Origin of the sequence: Tardiphaga sp. 20_F10_N6_6 (assembly GCF_052076045.1) — a bacterium.
GTDB classification, from domain to species: Bacteria; Pseudomonadota; Alphaproteobacteria; order Rhizobiales; family Xanthobacteraceae; genus Tardiphaga; species Tardiphaga robiniae.
Genome location: NZ_CP197239.1, coordinates 3951217 through 3971979, shown reverse-complemented (window position 1 = coordinate 3971979; position 20763 = coordinate 3951217). Strand labels below are relative to the sequence as shown.

General features: G+C 61.8%; 20 protein-coding genes. 9 read left to right on the top strand and 11 right to left on the bottom strand.

Annotation, left to right across the window (positions count from 1 at the left end; all coding sequences use genetic code 11):
* Window positions 1-10 precede the first annotated feature (10 nt).
* The 4 genes from recF to rpsT form a co-directional block, all read right to left on the bottom strand.
* Complete coding sequence (gene recF, locus AB7813_RS19110) at window positions 11-1159, bottom strand: DNA replication/repair protein RecF (protein ID WP_184512397.1); 1149 nt, start codon at window positions 1157-1159, stop codon at window positions 11-13.
* 206 nt (window positions 1160-1365) lie between these two features.
* On the bottom strand, window positions 1366-2484 hold the full coding sequence (dnaN, locus tag AB7813_RS19105) for a DNA polymerase III subunit beta (RefSeq protein ID WP_089263411.1): 1119 nt from the start codon (window positions 2482-2484) through the stop codon (window positions 1366-1368).
* Between the two features lie 244 nt (window positions 2485-2728).
* Entirely contained in the window at window positions 2729-4162 is a 1434-nt protein-coding gene (gene dnaA, locus AB7813_RS19100) for a chromosomal replication initiator protein DnaA (RefSeq protein WP_089263412.1), read from the bottom strand.
* Between the two features lie 1225 nt (window positions 4163-5387).
* Entirely contained in the window at window positions 5388-5654 is a 267-nt protein-coding gene (rpsT, locus tag AB7813_RS19095; RefSeq protein ID WP_068729934.1) for a 30S ribosomal protein S20, read from the bottom strand.
* 355 nt (window positions 5655-6009) lie between these two features.
* Between rpsT and AB7813_RS19090 the strand changes: the two genes are divergently transcribed.
* From AB7813_RS19090 to AB7813_RS19075, 4 genes are all read left to right on the top strand, one after another.
* Window positions 6010-6324 (top strand): hypothetical protein, encoded by a 315-nt coding sequence (locus AB7813_RS19090; protein WP_068729932.1) that lies wholly within the window; start codon window positions 6010-6012, stop codon window positions 6322-6324.
* A 184-nt stretch (window positions 6325-6508) separates the two neighbouring features.
* Window positions 6509-7165 (top strand): peptide-methionine (S)-S-oxide reductase MsrA, encoded by a 657-nt coding sequence (gene msrA, locus AB7813_RS19085; protein WP_439065330.1) that lies wholly within the window; start codon window positions 6509-6511, stop codon window positions 7163-7165.
* Window positions 7166-7310: 145 nt separating this feature from the next.
* A complete protein-coding gene (locus tag AB7813_RS19080; protein WP_439065329.1) occupies window positions 7311-7976 on the top strand; it encodes a polysaccharide biosynthesis/export family protein in 666 nt (221 codons plus the stop codon).
* A gap of 228 nt (window positions 7977-8204) precedes the next feature.
* Complete coding sequence (locus AB7813_RS19075) at window positions 8205-9206, top strand: Bug family tripartite tricarboxylate transporter substrate binding protein (RefSeq protein WP_093757686.1); 1002 nt, start codon at window positions 8205-8207, stop codon at window positions 9204-9206.
* A gap of 162 nt (window positions 9207-9368) precedes the next feature.
* Here AB7813_RS19075 and AB7813_RS19070 read toward each other — a convergent pair whose 3' ends face one another.
* Complete coding sequence (locus tag AB7813_RS19070; RefSeq protein WP_120288071.1) at window positions 9369-10040, bottom strand: dienelactone hydrolase family protein; 672 nt, start codon at window positions 10038-10040, stop codon at window positions 9369-9371.
* Window positions 10041-10115: 75 nt separating this feature from the next.
* The gene (locus AB7813_RS19065; RefSeq protein ID WP_093757685.1) at window positions 10116-10457 is read right to left on the bottom strand and encodes a hypothetical protein; all 342 of its coding nucleotides are present in this window, start codon (window positions 10455-10457) and stop codon (window positions 10116-10118) included.
* A gap of 214 nt (window positions 10458-10671) precedes the next feature.
* On the opposite strand from AB7813_RS19065, the gene AB7813_RS19060 reads away from it, so the two are divergent.
* On the top strand, window positions 10672-11766 hold the full coding sequence (locus tag AB7813_RS19060) for an HD-GYP domain-containing protein (protein WP_089263417.1): 1095 nt from the start codon (window positions 10672-10674) through the stop codon (window positions 11764-11766).
* A gap of 12 nt (window positions 11767-11778) precedes the next feature.
* On the opposite strand, the gene AB7813_RS19055 is transcribed toward AB7813_RS19060, so the two are convergent.
* Both AB7813_RS19055 and AB7813_RS19050 read right to left on the bottom strand, forming a co-directional pair.
* Entirely contained in the window at window positions 11779-13374 is a 1596-nt protein-coding gene (locus AB7813_RS19055; protein WP_439065328.1) for an AMP-binding protein, read from the bottom strand.
* Window positions 13375-13496: 122 nt separating this feature from the next.
* On the bottom strand, window positions 13497-13910 hold the full coding sequence (locus tag AB7813_RS19050) for a VOC family protein (RefSeq protein ID WP_089263419.1): 414 nt from the start codon (window positions 13908-13910) through the stop codon (window positions 13497-13499).
* Between the two features lie 154 nt (window positions 13911-14064).
* Here AB7813_RS19050 and AB7813_RS19045 point away from each other — a divergent pair, with 154 nt between their 5' ends.
* Together AB7813_RS19045 and AB7813_RS19040 are read left to right on the top strand one after the other, a co-directional pair.
* Window positions 14065-15054: a Bug family tripartite tricarboxylate transporter substrate binding protein gene (locus tag AB7813_RS19045; protein WP_089263420.1), complete on the top strand. Its 990-nt coding sequence runs from the start codon at window positions 14065-14067 to the stop codon at window positions 15052-15054.
* 158 nt (window positions 15055-15212) lie between these two features.
* Window positions 15213-15470: a DUF3551 domain-containing protein gene (locus AB7813_RS19040; protein WP_309941896.1), complete on the top strand. Its 258-nt coding sequence runs from the start codon at window positions 15213-15215 to the stop codon at window positions 15468-15470.
* A 24-nt stretch (window positions 15471-15494) separates the two neighbouring features.
* Here the strand turns inward: AB7813_RS19040 and AB7813_RS19035 are convergent, their stop codons facing one another.
* On the bottom strand, window positions 15495-16175 hold the full coding sequence (locus tag AB7813_RS19035) for a spermidine synthase (RefSeq protein ID WP_439083845.1): 681 nt from the start codon (window positions 16173-16175) through the stop codon (window positions 15495-15497).
* 425 nt (window positions 16176-16600) lie between these two features.
* Between AB7813_RS19035 and AB7813_RS19030 the strand changes: the two genes are divergently transcribed.
* Together AB7813_RS19030 and hutH are read left to right on the top strand one after the other, a co-directional pair.
* Complete coding sequence (locus AB7813_RS19030) at window positions 16601-16930, top strand: GCG_CRPN prefix-to-repeats domain-containing protein (RefSeq protein WP_231078751.1); 330 nt, start codon at window positions 16601-16603, stop codon at window positions 16928-16930.
* Between the two features lie 160 nt (window positions 16931-17090).
* Window positions 17091-18617, top strand: coding sequence for a histidine ammonia-lyase (gene hutH / locus AB7813_RS19025; protein ID WP_441228260.1), 1527 nt, complete (start codon window positions 17091-17093; stop codon window positions 18615-18617).
* Window positions 18618-18632: 15 nt separating this feature from the next.
* Here the strand turns inward: hutH and fliI are convergent, their stop codons facing one another.
* Both fliI and flgF read right to left on the bottom strand, forming a co-directional pair.
* Entirely contained in the window at window positions 18633-19964 is a 1332-nt protein-coding gene (fliI, locus tag AB7813_RS19020) for a flagellar protein export ATPase FliI (protein WP_089263423.1), read from the bottom strand.
* Window positions 19965-19992: 28 nt separating this feature from the next.
* Window positions 19993-20763, bottom strand: coding sequence for a flagellar basal-body rod protein FlgF (gene flgF / locus AB7813_RS19015; protein ID WP_093757679.1), 771 nt, complete (start codon window positions 20761-20763; stop codon window positions 19993-19995).

Sequence of the window (20763 nt, the reverse complement as noted above, 5' to 3'; positions counted from 1 at the left end):
TTGCTTTGGTTCAACCGGCCGGCTGGCGCCGCGCGATATGCCCATTGGCGACGTCGAAAATCTCGCCGGATGGGCCGATTTCTGCGAAAGCAACAGGATCGGCGCCGGTCATCCAGACCTGGGCGCCCAATTTCGAGAGTTCGCCGAACAGCGACTTGCGCCGATCAGGGTCGAGATGGGCGACGACTTCGTCAAGTAACAGGAGCGGCGTGATGCCGGTCATCTCGGCGACCAGCGTGGCGTGGGCGAGGATGAGCCCGATCAACAGGGCCTTCTGTTCGCCGGTGGAGGCATCGCGTGCCGGCATGTTTTTCGGCGCATAGATCACCTGCAGATCGGTGAGATGCGGGCCGTCGAGCGTGCGGCCGGCGGCGGCATCACGCGGGCGACCATCGCGCAAGATCTGGCGATAACGATCTTCGACCGCCGTGGCCGGTTCATTGACCAGCGCATTCTCCATCCAGCCGTCGAGCATGATGAGTGCGGATGGAAAGGCCGAGGCTTCGCCGCGCACGCGCAGCATCTCTCCGAGCCGCATTGCAGTCTGGCCGCGCGTCGCGGCGACGGCAACCGCGAGTTCGGCTGTCTCCCGCTCGATGGCATCGAGCCAGTGGGCGTCGCTGTTCCGGTCTTCGAGCAAGCGGTTACGCGAACGCAGGCTACGCTCGAGTGCGGAGACGCGACCGGAGTGATCCTTGTCGATGGCCAGCACGAGGCGGTCGAAGAAGCGCCGGCGTTCGGAGGCGGCGCCCATGAACAACTGGTCCATGGCTGGCGTCAGCCACACCATGCGGAGGTGATCGCCGAACGCTGCGGCAGAACCGACAGGCTCGCGGTCGATACGACAGCGACGGCTGGTGGACGCACCTTCTGCCGCGGGGGCATCGATGCCGGTGCCGAGTGTGGCGAGACCAACCTCACCCTCGACAGTCGCCGACACAGCCCAGGAACCGTCGCCTTCGTTATTCGCAACGTCTTCGAGCGTCGCGCGGCGCAGGCCGCGGCCGGGCGACAGAAACGAGATCGCTTCGATACAATTGGTCTTGCCGGCGCCGTTCGGACCGACGAGGGCGACCATGTCCGCCGATGTCTCCAGCGACGCCGCGCGATAGCTGCGGAAATTGGTGAGCGACAGGCGATGGATGCGGGAGGCGGTCATTCGTGAATATGGGACTCAGCTAAAGTCGTCGCAACGCGCTGCGCCAATCTCCGTTGTCATCCCCGCCTAGTGCGCCGAAGGCGCATGCGGGGCGGGGATCCATGACCACGGCCGGCATAAAACGGCAGAGTCGTGGCTACCTGGCTGCAACTAGTTCTTCGGAGGCTATGGGTCCTCGCTTTCGCGGGGACGGCACCTGAAGGAACTCACACCCGCATCGGCATCAGCACATACAGGGCGCCCTTGGCGTCCTTGTCCTGTACCAGCGTCGGCGAACCGGGATCGGCGAGGCGCAGCACGGCGACTTCGCCTTCGATCTGGGCAGCGATGTCGAGCAGATAGCGCGAGTTGAAACCGATATCGAGCGCGTCGGAGGCGTATTCGACCTCGAGCTCTTCCGTCGCGCTGCCGGAATCCGGATTTGTAACCGACAGCACCAGCTTGCCCGCCGACAGCGCGAGTTTCACGGCGCGGCCGCGCTCGCTGGAGATTGTCGAGACGCGGTCGACCGCATTCTCGAAATCCTTCTTGTCGATCACCAGTTCCTTGTCGTTGTTCTGCGGGATCACGCGGCCATAGTCGGGGAAGGTGCCGTCGATCAGTTTCGAGGTCAGAACCACATTGCCGAGCGTGAAGCGGATCTTGCCCTGCGACAGCTCGATGGTGATCTCGGCTTCCAGATCCTCGATCAGGCGCTGCACTTCACCGACCGTCTTGCGCGGCACGATGACGCCCGGCATGCCGTCGGCGCCCTTGGGCAGCTTGAGGTCGATCTGTGCCAGACGATGACCGTCGGTGGCGACGGCACGCAGGGTTGCCGCGGTCGCGGTGCCGGCGGCGTGGAGATAGATGCCGTTGAGATAATAGCGGGTCTCTTCGGTGGAGATCGCAAACTGCGTGCGGTCGATCAGGCGCTTGACGTCGGAGGCGGGCAGCGCAAACGAGTGCGTCATTTCGCCGGCGGCGAGATCCGGGAAATCATTCTCCGGCAGCGTCTGCAGCGTGAAGCGCGAACGGCCGGCGCGGATCGCCATCACCGAGCGATCGCCATCGGCTTCGAGCACAATCTGCGAGCCATCCGGCAGTTTGCGGACGATGTCGTAAAACATATGCGCGGGCACGGTGGTGGAACCGGCGGTGCCGACTTCGGCGGCCAGGGTTTCCGTGACTTCAAGGTCGAGGTCCGTGGCCTTTAGCGACAGCCGGGCATTTTCGGCGCGGATCAGCACGTTTCCCAGGATCGGAATCGTGTTGCGGCGCTCGACCACGCGATGCACGTGGCTCAGCGACTTCAGGAGTTGCGCGCGTTCGACGGTGACCTTCATAACAAAACCCGCCCGATTCAATCCGGTGTCGTGTGGAAATGCCTGGCGGCCCGAATGGGCGCCGCGGCGATGACACCCGCAAGCTCGATCAAGTGGATTTTGCTCAATCCCGCGGGGGACCGCAAGGTGGCGTGGATGGCCGGGAAGCGCAAGAGAGATGCGCTTCCGGCCCCCAATGTTTTGACGGTTAACACCCTCGTCCTGCCCCGGCGCACGCTTTGGCGCGTCGGGGGCGGGGACGCTTTTACTCCTGCAGTTGGCGCTTCAGCGTTTCGACCTCATCCTGCAGGGCCACGTCCTTGCCGACCAGCGCCTCGATCTTGCGTACGGCATGCAGAACGGTGGTGTGATCGCGGCCACCGAAGCGGCGGCCGATTTCCGGCAGCGAGCGCAGCGTCAGGGTCTTGGCCAGATACATCGCAACCTGACGGGGGCGAACGACATTGGCGGTGCGGCGCGACGACAGGAGGTCGGACCGGCTGACGTTGTACTGGCGCGCGACGACACGCTGGATGTCCTCGATCTTGATCCGCTTCGGCTCCTGCGGACGGATCAGGTCGCGCACTTCGCGTTCGGCCATTTCCAGCGTCACCGGCGTGGCGTTCAGCTTCGAATGCGCCAGCAGGCGGTTGATTGCGCCTTCGAGATCGCGGCCATTGTGGGTGATGGTGCGGGCCAGATAGTCCAGCACCGGTTCCGGTACGTCGAACGAGGCATGATGTGCACGGGCCGCGGCAACGCGCGACTTCAGGATGCCCAGGCGCAGCTCTTCGCCGAGCGAGCTCATTTCGACGACGAGACCGCCGGCGAGGCGTGAACGCACGCGTTCGTCAAGGCTTTCCAGATCCGACGGCGGACGATCGGCGGCGATCACCACCTGGCGGCCGGCATCGATCAGCGCGTTCAGTGTGTGACAGAATTCGGCCTGCGTGGTCTTGCCCTGCAGGAACTGCATGTCGTCGATCACCAGCACGTCGATGCCGCGCAGCGCTTCCTTGAAGGCGAGCGCCGTCTGCGTCTTCAGCGCAGCGACGAAGCCGTACATGAACTTCTCGGCGGTGAGATACAGCACCTTGCGGTCGGGGCCGGAATTGCCAGCCCAGGTCACGGCCTGCAACAGATGGGTTTTGCCGAGGCCGACGCCGGCATGGATGTAAAGCGGGTTGAACATCACCGGATCGCCGCGGCGACCTTCGGCGACCTGACGCGCGGCAGCATGGGCCAGCGTGTTGGCGCGGCCGAGCACGAAGCTCGCAAAAGTCAGGCGCGGATCGAGCGGCGAGCCGCCGAGTGCTTCATGGCTTGCGGACACCGGCGCGGTGGCCGTGGCGCGGAGTTCGGGCGCGGGACGGTTGTTGAACGTCTCGGTGCGGCGCGCTTCGGTCGGCGCTGCGGCTTCCTTGTTGGCGGGCGCCACGTTGCGCATTGCGGAGCGCACGGTGAGGTCGACGCGGTGAACCTGCGGCATCTCGGCCTGCCAGGCGTTTAGCACGCGCTCGGCATAGTGGGCCTGGATCCAGCTCTTCAGGAATCGGGTGGGTACCGAAAGATGGACGCTGTCGTCCTGCACGCTTTCGAGATCCATCCGCGCGAACCAGCTGGAGTAAACGTCTTCGCCAACCGTCGACCGCAGCCGACCTTTCACGCGAGACCAGTGATCCTGTTCCATATTAGCCATTGTCAGAGAACTTTTCAGATAGAGTGAGTGTCCGGCACAACGCTGCCGATGAATGTCCGCGTATGGAGACGCGGTGCGACCTCGTGTGACGCGTCGTCTTCGGGCACAGCTCCGCCAACGGCCATCCGGCCGAGGTCAGATCAGTGATGTCGAAGAGGACCTCGTCGCGAGGTCAGCGCGTACTGGAGGGTCTGTCGGGAACGTGGGCGGAGGTGTGGGTCGCCGTATCTGAACGAGACGCAGATCGCGGTCGCTGGAATGCTGTCGTGGTCGATTTGCGCATAAAGCCTCCCCCGCTCACCGCGGTCGCTCGCGGCAAGATGTCAGTTCACATGTGGTTCAAAGTCAGTCCGCAACGCTGAACATCGAAACTCGTTCAGTCGTATTCCCGTATCGTCGTCTTGCCCGCTCGCCTGCCCGCTTACTTCCGCACCGTCAGCTTTGCTGGTTGCGATTGGCCGGTGCGCATTTCTTTTCAAAGCATCCGAATGGATACCCGAGAAATTTCGACACAGAACAACCCTTCCCATATTGCTATGGGCTGCGATCCGATCAAAGCTTGGAAGGTGTCGCTAACCTGAAGACCGTCGCTGATCCTAAGGTCCGTCCTGGTTCTTAAATCGCTCTGATCTGAAGAACCGCGGGCGCCGCGAGTGATTAAAGAAATACAGCACGCCCGGTTTCTCGCAACGGAATCATTTTTCAGGTGCCCCGCAAAAGCCTCACTTGCGCAGCCCGGAACACGTCGTGATTTTTTTGACGATGCGTCAAGGTTTTGAATCAACGCGCTGAATCGTAATGTGACAGTGCCGTTGCAGATTCGATCCAGCGAAAAAAGAAATTCATAATTCATTTACGAATGAAGGGGCGGAGTCCGCGTTTTCAAACTGGTCCGCTTCGCTATGCCGATAAGTGATTAGAGCCGCGCGTTTTTTTCTGTGCGTTGAGTCAGGGTAACCCTAGACATCGGACTCGCGCTGGCGGTGTGGCGCTGTTGCTTTTTCAGAATCACGCTGACGCAAGCGATAACGCGGATTGGCACTCGGTGTGATGCGTTGTGCGTTCCGGCTGTGCCGTTGAAGAGACATGACGAGACGCGCATCGCGCAAGCGCGCGGCGGTCTTTGCGCTTCATCAGAATTTGTGACGCGATAGCGCGAACGCATTGCGGCATAAAAAAAGCCCGGCGTGCAGCCGGGCTTTTTGGAAAGAATGTTGTCGTCAGATTACTGCGCGAGCTTCGCGATCTGATGGACGAGACGCGAGACCTTGCGGCTTGCGAGATTCTTGTGAACGAGGTTGCGCTGAGCAGCCTTCATCAGTTCGGGCTCGGCGAGCTTCATCGCCTTCAGCGCCGCTTCGCGGTCGCCGCTCTTGATCGCCGCCTCGACGGTGCGGACTGCACCGCGCATCTGGGTGCGGCGGGACTTGTTGACGATGGTGCGGCGGGCAATCTTGCGCGTCGCCTTCTTGGCGGAGGTCGTATTGGCCATATCTCACTATCCTTCAGCAGCGTCCCGTCTCGGGCGCCGGGCTGATTGACGTCTGCCGCTCGACTGCGGCCAACGCTGATCTGTTTCCGGGGTGTTCCTGAAAATGCTATCCCCGGAGCGGCAAAGCTCACGCGTTTCGAAACTCACGGGGCGCGCCGCTCAAAGAACAGCGGCGGCGGGATTGCGCCCACCGCCATTGGCGCTCCTTATAGAGTGCCCGATTTCCACCGTCAACGCCTTCCGGCTGCGCCTTTAGACGAAAAACAGCCGCAGAGTGGCGGTTAAGTTGCTGATGAGGTTGAATTTCTCGGGTTTGCCCGGTATTGCCGGGGGTGAGAGCGATGAGGGGATTCGGATGATCCGCGGGTTTTTCCGCCTGATAGGGCTGTTATTGCTGGCCGGTGGGTTCGTGTTCCTAGTCTATGATGGGGCGCGCTCGATTGCCGATCAAGCGCTGCGGCTGACCCGGCTCGGGGAGTTCTGGAACGACATCAACCAGGCCAGCCAGCGTTCCTTCCAGGCGATGGTCGATGCCAATGCGCCGTTCCTCAGCGGGCTTCTCAAATTGCTGCTCAACCAGCCGGCCTGGGCCGTCATGGGCGTGCTCGGCATCGTGCTGATGCTGTTGTTTCGGCCAAGCAAGCCGTTGATCGGCTATTCGCGGAATTGAACGGCGCTCGACGACGTAACACACCTGCCGTTTCCCTCGTAGATACCTATATTGCCACCTGAGATACGCCGCGCGGCAGGAGTGAATCCGGTTCTGCCTCGCGGGTGCTGTTGGCCCCCAGATCTGCGCGTTCGTCCAGCGAACCGGAGTCCACTTCGTTCGCGAGCGCGCCGGGAGATGATCCATGCTGTTCATGCGCAAGACCGCTGCATTGCCGACCGCCGCCGAAGCACTGCCCGGTCGCGATACGCCGATCCCCACTACCAAGCATCACTTCGTCAATGGCAGTAACATCCAGCCGCCCTATCCAGAAGGAGTTGAGCGGGCGGTGTTCGGGCTCGGTTGCTTCTGGGGTGCTGAGCGCAAGTTCTGGGAGCTCGGCGACGGCATCTATACGACCGCGGTCGGCTATGCCGGCGGCTTCACGCCGAACCCGACCTATGAAGAGACCTGCTCGGGCCGTACCGGTCACACCGAAGCGGTGCTGGTGGCGTTCGATCCGAAGAAGATTTCTTACGAGCAGTTGCTGAAGACGTTCTGGGAGAGCCACGATCCGACCCAGGGCATGCGTCAGGGCAACGACATCGGCTCGCAGTATCGTTCCGCGATCTACACCTTCAGCGATGCACAGCGCGATGCCGTCGCAGCGTCGAAGGCGGCGTATCAGAAGGCACTGTCGGCGAAGGGCCTCGGCACCATCACCACCGAGATCGCGCCGGCCGGGAAGTTCTACTTCGCCGAGGACTATCACCAGCAGTATCTGGCGAAGAATCCCGGCGGCTATTGCGGTCTCGGCGGCACCGGCGTGTCGTGCCCGATCGGGGTCGGCGTCACGGCCTGAGCTGACTACGGCTAAGTGTAGATAAACAACGTCAAAAGCCCGCTTTCGGATATTCCCGAGGGCGGGCTTCTCGCTGCCTGGTGGACGGCGACGACAACGGAATTTTAACCATAAGAGGCCAAAACCGAAGCTGTCTCTATGAGGGATGAGTCCAGTGTCGTTTGCCCGCGCGTTTCGTCTGCCCATGATTGTCGCGGTTGCCGCGCTGGCTCTGTCCGGTTGCATGCGCAGACCCGGCCCTGTCGCAGTGGTCGCGCCGGCTGCCGATCTCGACACGCTAGCTTATGGCCGCCCGGGTTACGGGCCGGCAGCAGTGCCGGTTGCTTATGCTCCCCCGGTCTCGACCTATGATGCGCAGTACAAGCTCGATGCCGGCGACAAGCTGCGCGTCGTGGTTTACGGCCAGGAAGGTCTCACCAATTCCTACGCCATCGATGCCGGTGGCGCGATCACCATGCCGCTGATCGGCCGCGTGCCGGCGCGCGGCATGACGCCCGCTGCCCTGGCTGCGAGCATCACCGGCCGCCTGCGCAATGGCTTCATTCGCGAGCCGTCGGTGGCTGTCGAAATCGAAGCCTACCGTCCGTTCTTCATCCTCGGTGAAGTTGCCGCTCCTGGGCAGTATCCCTACGTGCCCAATATGAGCGTCGAGAGCGCGATCGCCATTGCCGGCGGCTTCTCGCCCCGCGCCAAGCGTGATGAAGTCACGCTGACCCATACCACCGTCGAGGGCTCGTACCGCGCCGTGGTGCCATTGGGCACGCCGATCAATCCCGGTGATACGGTGCTGGTCAGCGAGCGCTGGTTCTGATCGCACGCATCGATCGCGGTCATCACCTCACACGCGATTTTCTCCGCTTCACGGAATAGACGCGCTTTCCCGCGATGAAATTGGCTGCGATGTATCGGCGCATTGGCGTCAGGATACGCGTTGCTCTGTATCAGAATCGTCTCCCGCCCTGTAGCAATGATCAAGCGAGGCCAACTCGCTGAAAATGCGCCGCCATGTCGGCACATATGGATATCAGGGGGAGAAGAGATGAAGACCAGTCCGTCGGTCAACGTGATGCGCGGCGTCACTCTGGCAGCCATCGTGGCGCTGGGAGCGGCGCTGTCTTCGCAAGCATTTGCGCAGACCGCGCAATCCTATCCCGATAGGCGCATCACTTTCGTCGTACCCTATGCGCCCGGCGGTGCGACCGATGTCGCGGCGCGCCTACTTGCGCAGAAGCTGCAAGAATCCTGGAAACAGACCGTCACCGTCGAGAACAAGCCGGGCGCCGGTGGCGTGATCGGCAACGATTTCGCTGCCAAGGCTCCTGGCGATGGCTACACGGTGCTGATCGCAATCACGCAGATCATCCAGGCGCCGAGCCTGATGTCGAAATTGCCCTACGATGCGTTCAAGGATCTCGCGCCCGTCACGCAGGTCGCGATCTCGCCGATCGTGCTCGTCGTGCCCGAAGCGCAGCCGATGAAGTCGGTGAAGGAACTGGTCGATCTTGCCAAATCCAGTCCCGGAAAATATCCGTACGGCACTTTTGGCAATGCCACGACGTCGCATCTTTATGGCGAGCTTCTGAAGAAGAACACCGGCATTGATATGACCCATGTGCCGTATCGTGGCGCCGCGCCGCTCTTGAACGACTTGCTCGGCAATCAGGTCACGGCGGCCTTCCTCGACTTCACCACGGCCGGTCCGCAGCTCGAAGCCGGCAAGATCCGTCCGCTCGCGGTGGGCGGCGAGAAACGCAAGCCCAAGCTGCCGAACGTGCAGACCATGGCCGAACTCGGCTATCCCGGTTTCGAGGCTGAAGGCTGGGTCGGCGTCTTCGTGCCAGCAGCGACGCCGAAGGACATTGTGAGCAAACTGTCGGCCGAGCTCGGTCGCATCATCAATTCGCCGGAGGGGACCGCCGGCCTGCAGGCGGTCAATCTCGTTCCGGTCGGAGACAGCCCCGAATCTTTCGAGAAGAGCCTGCGCCGCGATTTCGATCGCTGGGCGACGGTGGCAAAGACAGCGGGCGTGAAGGGCGAGTGATGTTCCAATCTCTCCCGACTGGCAGGGAAAGATCGAGGCTGCTCCCTCTCAGTCGTCATACCCGGGCTTGACCCGGGTATTCAGCTTTGCCCAAGCGCCTGTTGGTGCCGCAAAGGTGGATTGCCGGGTCAAGCCCGGCAATGACGTGGAGAGGGCGGCGGCTTACTTCAGATGCTTCGCGAGGAACGCGAGGCTCCGTTCTCTCGCAACATCCGCGCTGGCTTTGTTGTAGCTGGCGCGCTGATCGCAATTGAAGCCGTGTTCGGCACCGTCATAGACGAAGATCTCCACATCCGGCCGCTTGGCGCGGATGGTCTCGACGTCCGACAGCGGAATGCCGTGATCCTTTTCGCCGAAATGCAGCTGCGTCGGGACGGTCGGCTTGTCGTCGGCAAAGCGCACCACGGCGCCGCCGTAATAGCCAATGGCGGCGCTGAGGCCGGTCAGCTTCGTGGCGGCGGCGAAGGCAACGCTGCCGCCGAGGCAAAAGCCGATGATGCCGACATTGCCGATATCTCCAACTGAATCGATGGCGGCCTGGGTATCGCGCAGCATCGCGGGCCAATCCGGATTAGCAACGAACTTGCGCGCGATGGCGATTTCCTCGGGCGAATAACCGGACTGGAAGTTGGGTTCGGTGCGATCGAAGATCGACGGCGCCACCGCCACATAGCCTTGCACAGCGAAGCGATCGCAGACCGTGCGGATGTGGTCGTTTACGCCGAAGATCTCCTGGATCACCACCACGGCGCCCTTGGGCTTGCCCTCAGGCTGGGTGCGGTAGGCGCCGAGTTTGAAGCCGTCAGATGCAGTCAGCGTGATGTCTTGTCCCACGAGGTATTCCATATCGTTGTTAAGGGGTGAGGTCTGTTTGGCGCGGGCGACAGCACGGGTCTACTCACAAAGCGGCTACTGCCACATCCAATGCCGGCCCCAGTCGCCCTTCCAGCCGGTCAGGCGTCCCTTGCGAAACTGGAGATAGAGGCGGTCGCGGCGGTCGAAGAAGCCGCTGCCGCCGAAGGTGCGGATCGCCAGATAGATCTCATCGCCCGGTCGGCCGCTGACATAGGTTAGCGGGGTGCCCAAGATACGGGCGGCGTCATCCGCCGCCATCCCAAAAGCCAGCGGGGTGGCGTTCGAAAGGGTTGCCGTGAATGGCAGATCGGGCCTCGTCCCGGCGGGCTGCCCGTGGGCTGGAACCGTGACGGCGAGGGCGGTCGCGACGCCGAGGATGAACCTGATGGTCTTCATGGCGCGATTGTTTTCCGGATCGGATTCCGGCGCAAGGCGGCATTGCTTAAAGTTTTCGCGAAAGCCCTAACCGACTGATAGTGCTATCCGCCGGAATGAAACCTTCCGGGGGGCGATCAGGAAGCATTAACAATACCCATTAAGCTTCAAGAACCCTGTTCCAAGGTATGTATGTCCTGCTTGCGGCCCGTTCGCCGCAATAGATCGAGGGCATATGACCGCTTCAGTCAACCAATCGCCGGCGCGCCGCCGACTGCTTCTGGCATCGGACCGCAGCGATCACAGCAGCGAACTCGTCGATATCCTGCAGAAGGTCGGCGAAGTCGATGTTGTCCCAACGTCAGCCATTCCGGAGACGCCGCCGAGCGAGCTGTCGGGTATCGTGGTCGATATCAATCTGCGCTCGGCAGAGGCCGTGCAGCGCGTGCGCAACAAACTGCGCCACAAATCCTATGAAGCGATACCGCGCCTGTTCGTGCTGGCCGACTCGCTGCATCACGGATCCATGCAGGCCTGGGCGCTCGGCGCCACCGATACGATCGCGCGGCCGTTCGATGCACGTGGCATCATGCAGCGTATCCGCGCCGCGTTTCCGAACCCGCATGACGAGGACTTCTCCGCCCGCGGCAAGGCGCTGAATCGCGGTGTCGAGGCGGCGCATGCGGTAATGGTCAAGATCTTCGAGAAGCTGCCCGCTGGCGTTCCGCTCACCTTCAACGACGTGATGCAGGCCGAGAACCAGATTCTGAAGGCCATCAAGCGCACATCGCTGCGCGAATGGCTGGCCGCCGTCGGCCGTCATCACAATCACAGCTATCGTCACTGCCTGTTCGTGACGGGGTTCGCGGTGGCCTTTGCGCAGCATCTCGGCATGCGCGACGAAGATCAGCGCCGTCTCACGCGCGCAGCTCTCGTGCACGACGTGGGCAAGGCGTTTATCCCGGTGTCGATTCTGGACAAGCCGGGCAAGCTCACCGAGGACGAGACGCTCGAGATGCGCAAACATCCGCGTCTCGGCTTCGAAGCGCTGGTGGCGCAGGGCAGCTTTCCGCGCGAGATGCTCGACGTGGTGCTGCATCACCACGAATTCCTAGATGGCAGTGGCTACCCCGATGCGCTGGCCGGCGACCAGATCAGCGACATCGTGCGCCTGATGACCATCGTCGACATCCATGCGGCTCTGGTGGAGCGGCGCGCCTATCGCATGGCCTTCACGCATGCCAAGGCATTCGAGATCATGGAGCAGATGGGCGACAAGATCGACCAGCAATTGCTGCAGGTGTTCCGCCCGGTGGCGCTCGGCGCGTAAGCGCCGTTCGCCTCAGGCCAGCAGCTTGCGCAACTCGGCCTTGGCGACTTTCTCGAGAGTTGAACGTGGCATCTCGTCCACGAAATGGATTTCGCGGGGCACTTTGAAATCCGCCAGCCCGCTCTTGCAGGCCGCCATGACATTGTCATGCAGCGCGGGTGGCGCCTGCGCCACGCCGGCATGCGGGATGATGAAAACCACCGGCACTTCATCCAGCATCGGATGTTTCTTGCCGACGACGGCCGCCTCGCGAACGCCGGGCACCGTGATGACGACTTGCTCGATCTCGGACGCGGCAACGTTCTCGCCGCCAACTTTCAGCATGTCCTTCGCACGGTCACCAAACTTGATATAGCCGCGCTCGAGTAGCGTGACGCGGTCGCCAGTGATGAAGAGGCCGTTGGTGTCGAAACTGTCTGAGGTCGCAGCTTCGTTGTGCAGATACTCCTTGAACAGCGACAGGCCGGGAATGCCCTTGATCGTGAGATTGCCGGTCTCGCCCACGGCGGTCGGCGTGCCGTCGTCATTGGTGACGCGGATGCCATATTCGGTTGCGGCGCGGCCGATGGCCATCGGCGTATTGGGCTGGTCGACCTCGCCAATAATGCCGTGGGTGATGGTCTCGGTCATGCCCCACCAGCCGATAATCTTGACGCCGAATTTGGCGAAGGCCGGCGGATCGCAGAACGAGGCTCCCCACAGACGGAAGTGATGATGCTTCGGCACGTCGTGCTCGAGCAGCGCCTTCATGCAGAACGGGATCGTCGACAGCCAGGTCGCGCGATGTTCGAGCGCTACGTTCCAGAACCGGCGCGCGGAAAAACGCGGCTGAAGCACGAGGGAGGCACCGACCCACAACGTCGACAGCATCGAATAGGCCAGCGCATTGGTATGAAACAGCGGCAGATAAGTCATATGAGTATCGAACGCATGGAGGTCCTGATGCGCAGCATTCACCTTGCCGCCCCACAGCGCATTGGCATGGGTCCACAGCACCGCTTTGGGCCGCGATGTGGTGCCTGACGTATACTGGACGCTACAATGCGCCCAAGGGTCGACCGGGCGTCGCGGACGATCGGCGCTGTCAGCGAACAGGGATTCGAACCGCTCAGCCTTGCCCACCGCATGGCCGTCGGCCGACGCGCCGGTGTTGTGCGACGTCACCGCGATCCAGCGCAGTTTGCGGCAATTGGCGACGACGAGCTCGGCATAGGATGGCTGGGTGATGGCGGCGACGGCGCCGCAATGATCGGCGAAATATTCGATCTCCGCAGCCGACGAGCGGGTATTCGTGGTGACGGCGATGGCGCCGAGTTCGACGCAGGCGAACCAGGCCAGCAGCATCTCGACGCAGTTGTCGAGATGGATCAGCACATAGTCGCCCTGGACGATGCCGCGTTGGGCAAGGCCTGCGGAAAGTGCCCCGACGCGCTCGTGAAATTCGCCATAGGTCCATGGCCGCGCCGGCGCATCGAATGGCGACCAGATGATGAAAGGGCGATCGCGACGCGTCTCGGCGTGCATGCGCAGCAGCCACGGCACGTCCATGCCGTCGAACGGGCCGATCGAACCGGGAATCATGGCGGGATTCGTCACGGGGTGGGGCATGCATCCTCCGTCGAAAGCCGCCGGAGCGACCGCTTACGCGGGTGCGGCTTTCTTATTCTTGTTTTTACGGAAGATGTTGTGCCATCAGCGGCGGCGGTGCGCAAACCGCAACGCGTGCAGGATCAGCCTATTTCGTAAGACGAAATTTCAATCAGGCTGCCATCGGGATCCCGGCAATAGACCGAGCGCAAGGTGCCGCGCGCTCCCTGTTTGGCCACCGGGCCTTCCTCGATAGCAACATCGCAAGCGCCGAGATGCGCAACTACGGCGTCGGGCGGTGATGCAGTGAGAAAACAGAGGTCGTCACTGCCGGCCATCTCATGATCCGCCGTGAACCACTCGACCTTATCGGCGCCGATCGGCCGCAGATTGATCTTTTGCACGCCAAAACTCACCGATGTGCGCGGCAACTTGCCCGGACCGGGATCGAACACCTTCACCTCCATGCCCAGGACGCGTTGATACCAGGTGGCTGAGCGTTGGACGTCAGTGACATTCAGGACGAGATGATCGAGGGCCGTGACGGTGAGGGACATGAAATGGTCCTTGGCGTTGCCTTGACGTTTCTTTGGGCTGGTGCCGCAGTAGTGTCGCACTGGCCGATAGTTGAATTGTTTGGTAGATACGGCCGTTGTCAATTCAACACACGCTGACCGCGCGCAAAGTTGCGGCAGCCGGAGGGAATAAAATATGACGTCACGTCGTGCCGCGATCGGTCTGATTGCGCTTGGCTTTTCTGCTTTTACTGCAACCGCTCTCGTTCCGGTCAGCTCGGCGCTGGCCGTGGATTATCCGACGCGGCCGGTTCGCTTTGTCGTCGGCTATCCTGCTGGCGGTGCAACCGATATTCTGGCTCGCCTGATCGGGCAGAAGCTATCCGAGCGAACCGGTCAGCAATTCGTCGTCGAAAACAAGCCGGGCGCGGGCAACAATATCGGCACCGAATCTGTCGTGAATGCAGAACCCGACGGCTACACGATCCTGCTGGTCAATCCGGCGAACTACATCAACGCCACGCTTTATGGGAAGCTGAGCTTCAATTTCGTGCGTGATATCGCGCCTGTCGCCGCCTTCCATCGCACCGCCAATGTGATGACCGTCAACAAGGACATCACGGCGAAGACCGTCGGGGAATTCATCGCCTATGTGAAGGCCAATCCGGGCAAGGTGAACATGGCGTCGTCGGGCAACGGCACCTCGGTGCATCTGTCCGGTGAGATGTTCATGATGCTGTCAGGCGCCAAGATGCAGCATGTGCCCTATCGCGGTGCTGCGCCGGCGATCACCGACATGCTCGGCGGTCAGGTCCAGGTGATCTTCGACAATATGCCGTCAATCATCCAGCATATCCGCTCGGGCAGCCTTCGTGCGCTGGCGGTGACGACCACCGAGAAGTCGTCGCTGTTGCCCGATGTGCCGACCGTCGCGGAAACCGTGCCGGGGTATGAGGCCAGCGCTCTGTTCGGCATGGGTGCGCCGAAGAAGACGCCGCCGGAGATTATCGCCAAGCTCAACGCGGACGTTAATGCGGTGCTGGCGGATCCGGCCGTCAAGGCCAAGCTGATCGATCTCGGCGGCGAACCGCTGATCGGACCGCCGGAAGCCTTCGGTAAGATGATCGTCGCGGAGACCGAGAAGTGGGAGAAAGTGGTCAAGGCTGCGGGCCTTAAGGTCGAATGAACCCATGCGGCACTATGGTGTCTAACCCTTGTGATTCCGCCAGTATAAGCGCGTGATCACAAGACCGGGATGTACCGGAGCTTGCGGGAACGTTCATCCGCAGGCTCTGTTGCTTTCTGGGGATGTCACAGGACCGCTGCCGCGGAGGAGAAGACGTGATGCGCAATCTGATGCTGGCCGTGTTGGCTGTTGGTGGTGTTTCGGCCATGGCTTCCAGCCCTGCAGCTGCCGCCCCGGCCTATCCCTATTGCATCCAATCGCAGGCTTTTGGGACCGATTGCTCCTATCCGAGCTATGAAGCGTGCCAGGCCACCGCATCGGGTCGCGGCGTCGACTGCATCGTCAATCCGCGTCTGGCGTTCAGCCCGCAGCCCTATAGTGAACCGCGCCGCAGTCGGCGTTCGGTTGCCTATTAAAACCCATCTTCGTGGCGGCGACGGCTATGTTTTTGGCTTCGTCGCCAGCCAGATGACATGACGGGCGCCACCGCGTGTGCCGGTGGCGCGGATCTTGATTTCCTCGGCGTTGAAGCCTGCCTTGCCGAGGAGCTCCGTGAATTTGTCATATGGAAATGACGACCAGACGGCTAGTACGCCGCCCGGACTGAGCGCGGCCTGGGCCGCGCGCAACCCTTTCAGGTCATAGAGCGCATCGTTCGATTTTCGCGTCAGGCCTTCGGGCCCGTTATCGACGTCGAGCAGGATCGCATCATATTTGCCGCGTGCACCAGCGATCGCTTTAACGACATCGCCCTCGACAATCTCCACGCGCTCATCACTCAGGCTGTCGCCAGACAGCTCGGCCATTGGGCCACGCGCCCAGGCGACGATCGCGGGCACCAGTTCGACCACGGTGATCTTCGCCTTCGGGCCGAGCACCTTTAGCGCAGCGCGCAATGTAAAGCCCATGCCATAGCCGCCGATCAAAAGCCGCGGCGCCTTCATATCCTTGAGGCGAAAGCAGGTGAGTGTCGCCAGCGCTTCCTCGGAGCCGAACAGCCGACTGCTCATTAACTCGTTCTGGCCGAGCTTGATGGTGAACTCTTGCCCGCGCTGCATCAGGCGCAGCGGCACGCCGCCGCCGGGGACTTCGGTCGTATCGATCAGTTTCCAGGGTAGCACGGGTGTCTTTCATCAAGCGATTGCGCGGCGGCCCGTGGTAGCGCGAGAACCGAGCTCCACGCAACTCAGCTATCATGCAAAGGCCTTGCGGCAATTGAAGTCGCTCGTGTCGCAGCACTTCGATCGCAGCGGGATCGGATGCCGGGTTCCGGTCTCTGGAATAGCTCCAACACGTCGCTGCATCTTCGTTTAAAGGGAACTACACTGATGAAGTACTTCGCGCGGGAGCTCCGTTCGCCGTTCTTAACGGGCGGATAACTAACCGAACGGGTTGTGCCGGTGCATTGATAGAACGGAATTGCCAATGGTATCTGGTGCCTCTAAGCAGAATGAAGACCAATGCATCTTCGGGTTGCGCATCGCGCGGCAAGGCGAAGACGCTTTCGTCGGGGCCGAGTGATCTTCAACTCATCGAGAGGAATAGAATGACCAAAATTCTGCACATGATGGCGGCATGTCTCGTCGCCATGTTCATCGTCTCGACGCAGGCAAGTGCTGCGCCGATGATGGGCCAGAGCATCGCTGTCGAAGCGCACGTGATCCCGGTTGCGGGTGGTTGCGGTCCGAACGGCTGGCGGGGTCCCTATGGTGGCTGCCGCTATACACCTTATTACGGCCCACTCCCGGGCGGCTACTATCAGGAAGCTCCCGTAATGGGGAACGGCTGCCCTCCCGGTTACTGGCGCGGTCCTTGGGGCCACTGCCGCAACACGCCCTATCACGGCAATCTGCCGGGCGGCGGCTGGAAGCCATAAGGCAAACGTGACGCTGCGTCGCACGTCGCAGCGCACGATCTGACTGTCGATCAGCTGAAAGGCCAGCCGCAAGGCTGGCCTTTCTGTTGCGCGCAAACATTGAAGCGCAGCGTTGAATGTGTTGCCTTGGGCCATCTACGGATGGCCTGGAGACACTTTAATGACGATGCGATTCACACCGGGTACGGTGACGCTGGCGGACTGGCGGTCGATCTATCGGGGGGCAGTACCAGTTCTCGATGAGAGCTGTATTCCCCGCATCAATGCCAGTGTTGCGGCAGTTGCCCGGATCGTCGCCAAGGGCGAACCCGTCTATGGCATCAATACAGGCTTCGGAAAGCTTGCACATGTCGGCATAGAAGCCGAAAGCATCACGGCCCTCCAGAAAAACATCGTGCTGTCACATTGCGTGGGCGTCGGCGATCCAGCGCCAGCGCCGGTGGTGCGGCTGATGATGTGCCTCAAGCTTGCGAGCCTGGCACAGGGTTTCTCCGGCGTCCGCATGGAGACGGTCCAGTTGCTCAGCGCCATGATTGCGGATGACATCACGCCCATCGTGCCCGCGCAGGGATCAGTCGGTGCTTCCGGCGATCTGGCCCCGCTCGCGCATATGGCGTCGGTCATGATCGGCGTCGGCGAGGCGCTGACGACGTCCGGGCGACTGCCGTCGACGGAGGCGCTCGCCAGTGCGGGTCTGCAGCCGATCGAGCTGCAGGCCAAGGAGGGACTGGCACTGCTGAATGGCACGCAGTTCTCGACGGCCTATGCACTTGCGGGATTGTTCGAGGCTGAAATTCTTTTCAAGACAGCACTCGTCAGTGGTGCCTTGTCCACCGATGCCGCGCGTGGCTCGGATACGCCGTTCGATCCACGCATCCATCAACTGCGCAAACATGAAGGGCAGATCGCTTCGGCCCAGGCATTGAAGGAACTTCTCGCCGGCAGCGCGATTCGCGAGTCGCACCGCACCGGCGACGTCCGTGTTCAGGATCCTTATTGCCTCCGCTGTCAGCCGCAGGTGATGGGCGCCGCGCTGGACCTTTTGCGACAGGTGGCCACCACACTTCTCACCGAAGCGAATGGCGTCTCTGACAATCCTCTGGTCTTTGCCGAGGACGATATCGCGATCTCCGGTGGCAATTTCCATGCAGCGCCGGTTGCCTTTGCGGCGGATATGATGGCGCTTGCGATCTGTGAGATCGGATCGATCTCAGAGCGCCGGATCGCCATGCTGGTGGATCCGGTGTTATCCGGTGTGCCCGCGTTCCTGACACCGAAGCCGGGGCTTAATTCCGGCTTCATGATCGCGCAAGTGACGGCCGCGGCGCTGGTATCTGAGAACAAGCAGCGGGCTTATCCGGCCAGCGTCGATTCGATTCCGACATCGGCCAATCAGGAGGATCATGTCTCGATGGCTGCCCATGCGGCGCGCCGGCTGTTGCCGATGATCGAGAATGCGATGGCCGTCATTGCCATCGAGCTGCTGGCGGGCGCGCAAGGCTGTGATTTCCATGCGCCGCTCAAGTCCAGCGATCGTCTGGAAAACGTTCGCGCACGGATCCGGGCAGACGTCGCCCATCTCGACGAGGATCGATATTTTCACGACGACATTCAGAAGTCGCTGCGCCTTGTGCGATCCGGTGCGATCGTTGCGGCAGCCAATCTCGATACGATCCCGGGTGTCTAGAACGCGGGAGCGCAGTTACCCGATTGCGGTCTTGATCACGCTGAGCAATTCCTGGAACGGCTCGGCGCAGGACGGGTCGGTCGGGTGCTGTTGCAGCACGTCGTAGATCTTGGGCACGAGCTGGACGGCCTGATCGAGTTCACTGTCGCGGCCGGGCTGATAGCCGCCCATCAGGCGAAGGTCGCGGGTGTCCTCAAAGCGGGCGATCATGGCGCGCAGCTTACGCACCAGATTAGCTTCCTCCGGCGACCACACATGCTGGCCGAGGCGCGACACCGATGACAGCACATTGACGGCCGGATAGCGGCCCTGATCGGCGACGTCGCGGTCGAGCATGATGTGCCCGTCCAGTGTACCACGCACCGTATCCGCCACAGGTTCGTTGTGATCGTCACCATCGACCAGCACGGCAAACACGCCCGTAATGGAGCCTTGGCCTTCGAGGCCCGGTCCCGAACGCTCCAGCAGACGCGGAAGTTCGCTGAAGACGCTCGGCGCATAGCCGCGTGCGATCGCCGGCTCGCCGGTAGCGAGCGCGACTTCACGGGATGCGTGGGCGAAGCGCGTTACCGAATCGACGATCAACAGCACCGATTCGCCGCGATCGCGGAAATATTCGGCGATGGTCATCGCCGTCTTCGGCGCCAGTCGACGCATCATCGGGCTTTCGTCGCTCGTCGAGACGACTGTGATCGCGCGGGTCTTGTGATGGACCAGCGATTCTTCGAGAAATTCACGTACTTCTCGTCCACGCTCGCCGACCAGTGCAGTGACTACCGTGTCGAAGCCGGCGCTGCGTGCCAGCATCGAAAGAAGGGTGGTCTTGCCGACGCCGGAACCAGCGAAAATACCGATGCGCTGGCCGATACAGAGCGGTGTGAAGAGATCCACGACGCGGACGCCGGTGCGGAGCGGCTTGCTCACGCGGGAGCGGCTCATCGCCGGTGGGGGATTGGCATCCGTTTGCATCTCGCGCTCGCCGACCGGCATGTCGCCGGCGCCATCCAGTGGCTCACCAAGGGCATTGATGACGCGACCTTTCCAGGCCGGATGTGGAGACAGCGTCTTGGGAGGCATTCGGAAGGCGGGAACGCCGAGGCCGGCAGCAAAGTGGGAATCGAACGGTTTGGCCGTTACGCCGTCAGTATCGATCCGCACGACCTCACCGAGATGAACCTGCTTGTCGATTTCCAGTCCGATCAATTCACCGAGCCTGACATAGCGCGACAGGCCGGAGACGCGAAAATGCGTCGGCGTCACCTCGGACACCATGCCACCGACACGAACCGTGGGCACGTCCCGGCGCAGGGTTGCGATGGTCGATTCGAGTTTTTCAAGCGCGTTCATCGAGCTCTCCCGCCGGTCACATCAGGCATCAGGCTTTTGGATCGCCCAGCGTGCGAATGGCGTTCTGCATGGTACTTTCGGAATTGTCGATCAATGAGCTGACGCTCTGGAAGGTGCGCTGTGCGGTCATCATCTGCGTGAGTTCTGTCAGAGGATCGACATTCGATCCTTCCACATAGCCTTGCTGAAAGCCGACCGTGACAAAATCGAGCGCGGTGGTCGCCGGTTTGCTCGGAATCACGCCCGACGTTCCGAATCGTTCCAGCTTTGCGTCCGGGGCGATATCGAACAGGCCGAGCTGACCGACCTGGATGCGACCCTGCGAAATGGTGCCATCGCGCACAATCGTTAGCGGGCCAGCATCGGGATCGACGATGATCGGCGTGCCGCCAGAATCGAGGATTGGATAGCCGGTGAGGGTCTGAAGCTGCCCGTTGATGTCGATCTGCATGCGGCCATCGCGCGTATAGACGGTGCCGTTCGGCCCAGCAAACGCCATCCACGTCGTGTGGCCGGGATCGGGGCCGCCGGGGTACGCGGCCATGCTATTCCCGGTGACCGCCACGTCCAGGGTATTGCCGGTCTGGGTAATAGCGCCTTCCTTGCGCGAGATGAAGTTTTCGCCGGGCGAGGAGAACGCGACCGCCTGCGTTGCTGCGCGCGACATTGCAGTCTCGAACTTCACCGCGTCGGCACGGAACGCGGCGGTTTTCATATTGGCCATGTTGTTGGCAATGGTTTCGAGTCGCTTCTCAAGCGAGACCTGGGCCGAGAGGCTGACATAGAGCGCTGATTGCAT